We start from the raw sequence: 2,284 nt of genomic DNA, 5'->3' as shown, positions 1-2,284 counted from the left end.
TCCCGAAAATCATCAGCGTTGACAATGGCGCCGACTTTCGCTCCAAAGAACTGGAATGGTTCTGCAAAATCTACGACATTGATCTTCGCTTCCGCAGTCCTGGAGAGCCAAGGGGTGGGGCCATGATTGAGCGTCTGATCGGGGCAACGGAGGAAGAAGTGTTCGGCGTCATGGAGGGCAACACCCGCCAGATGGCGGATCCCCGTCTCGTTACCAAAAGCGTTAACCCATTCGAGCGTGCCGCATGGATTTTGAGGGTCGAAACTCCAATCGGGAAGCCGCCTTTGGGCCGGCCGACAGCGAAATTCCGCGAGCGGAGCTGACGGCATGAGCGCGAAGAAATCGAGCTATCTGCAAGAAGTTCCAGGTGGCGTCATGGCTCACCTTGAGCGGTTGTTCATGGAGCATGATATTCCGCAGAGTGGTCGGCAGTTTGTCATGGATGCGTTTACTAATGGGCCCTCGCGAAGGGTGAGCAACAAGTACGGAAACTCGATTCTGAAACACCCGAGCCCCAAGGCGGGAATGGTCCATCTGGAGAGTCGCAAAGGGGAGTTTGCGGCGGCGATTTTGATGGACATTGACTCAGATGTCTTGACCTACGCACCACAGCCGCCGGCGGTGGACCTCCGGCTGATGGCCCCGGATGGGCGGGTAGCCGGGAGGGTGCACTACACCTCCGATTTTGTTGTCTTGAAGAGCAGTGGTATTTGCGTGAGAGAGTATCGCGACGATGGCAGCTTGGTCGACCGCATGCTGAAAAACCCCCATCAGTTCTATATGGAGGAGACGGGTCGGTGGCGCTACAGCGCCGCAGAAGAAAAATTCCAAGAGTTGGGATTGCAGTATGAAATCTTCAGCAATCGCTCGCTTCCTTCAACTCTAATCAATAATGCGCGATTTCTCGAAGACTATATCGATGAGACTTGTCCAGCGCTGGATGAGGCGGTCAAGCTTAGCTTGCAGCAGTTGCTTGAAGGCTCGCGTTTTCTCACGATGCGCAGTCTGCTGGATGAACACGGATTTTCTTCCGACAATATCTTCAAAGCGATCGTGTCCGGAGCGGTATATGTCGACCTGTACGCTCAGCGGGTGGACATTACGGGGAACCTCCATATCTTTTCTGATGAGGCTACATCCAAAGCGCACAAACTGGTTGAAATTGCCAATCTCGCTCCCGCTCTACCGGTGCCCGGGACCATTCTGCTGCGAGCGGGTTCCCGTCTGAAGTACGGCGGGAAAAACTACACCGTGCTGCTGCCCGGAGAGATGGATGTTTCTGTCAGAGATGACGATGGAATGCACCATACGCTTCCACTGCAAGCCATTCAGCAGTTAAACGACCTCAAGTTGCTTCAGGCGGATGGTATACGCCGCGAATGTGATCCCAAAACCATTGCCGACGTCTCGCCGGCAGAACTTGATCGAGCCCTCAAGAGGCTAGATGCTGTGCGCGACGGAAAGAGCGATCAATACGTTTCCCGGTCGATCACGGAATTTACAACGAAAACCGCGACGCTAAACCAATTAGAGGCGCTGCTTGCATTAGTGGACAACAGGCGTTTGCAGGGTAATCGTGAGCCTAAGCTTCCTGAGATTGTCGAAAAATTGGCTGAACAGGCGATCAAGGAAGTCTTTAATACGCCCGAAAAGCGCTCGATCAAGACAGCATATGGGGTCTTCCTGGATCTCTGTGCTGCGCATGAGAAGGAAAGCGGCGACACGATCTGGCCAATGAGTTATGTGACCTTCTGCAAGCGCTGTAAAAATCGAGAATCGGTCCGAAAACGTGAAGGCAAGCGGGTTGCGTACCAAAAGGCCGCGATCCCGCAGTTTCTCGACGATGCTTACCCGGTGCATGGTGTAAGGCCGCATGAGGTGTGCTACATCGACCATACGGTTGCGACGATCGCCACCATCAGTCCGGAGGGCGTTTCGTTGGGAAAACCGACGATGACGCTTGCCGTGGATGGCAATACGTGCCAGCCGCGTGCGTTGATCCTTGGCTATGATCCGCCCTCCGCGTGGACGGTATTGCTGGTATTGCGAGACTATGTGCGCCGGAACAGGCGGCTCCCGAAAATCATCAGCGTTGACAATGGCGCCGACTTTCGCTCCAAAGAACTGGAATGGTTCTGCAAAATCTACGACATTGATCTTCGCTTCCGCAGTCCTGGAGAGCCAAGGGGTGGGGCCATGATTGAGCGTCTGATCGGGGCAACGGAGGAAGAAGTGTTCGGCGTCATGGAGGGCAACACCCGCCAGATGGCGGATCCCCGTCTCG

Annotated in this window: 1 protein-coding gene and 1 pseudogene; both read left to right on the top strand. The window is 54.8% G+C overall.

The window, feature by feature from the left end; genetic code table 11:
* Nucleotides 1–323, top strand: a pseudogene (locus AC1D13_RS23130) (hypothetical protein); the annotation flags it as partial.
* Between the two features lie 4 nt (nucleotides 324–327).
* The coding region (locus AC1D13_RS23125) for an integrase catalytic domain-containing protein (RefSeq protein ID WP_477690377.1) at nucleotides 328–2,284 on the top strand (1,957 nt) is incomplete at its 3' end.

It is taken from the genome of Polaromonas sp. P1_E12, assembly GCF_056405975.1.
The sequence above is the reverse complement of the archived record's forward strand: the minus strand, read 5'-3'. Positions and strand labels throughout refer to the sequence as shown.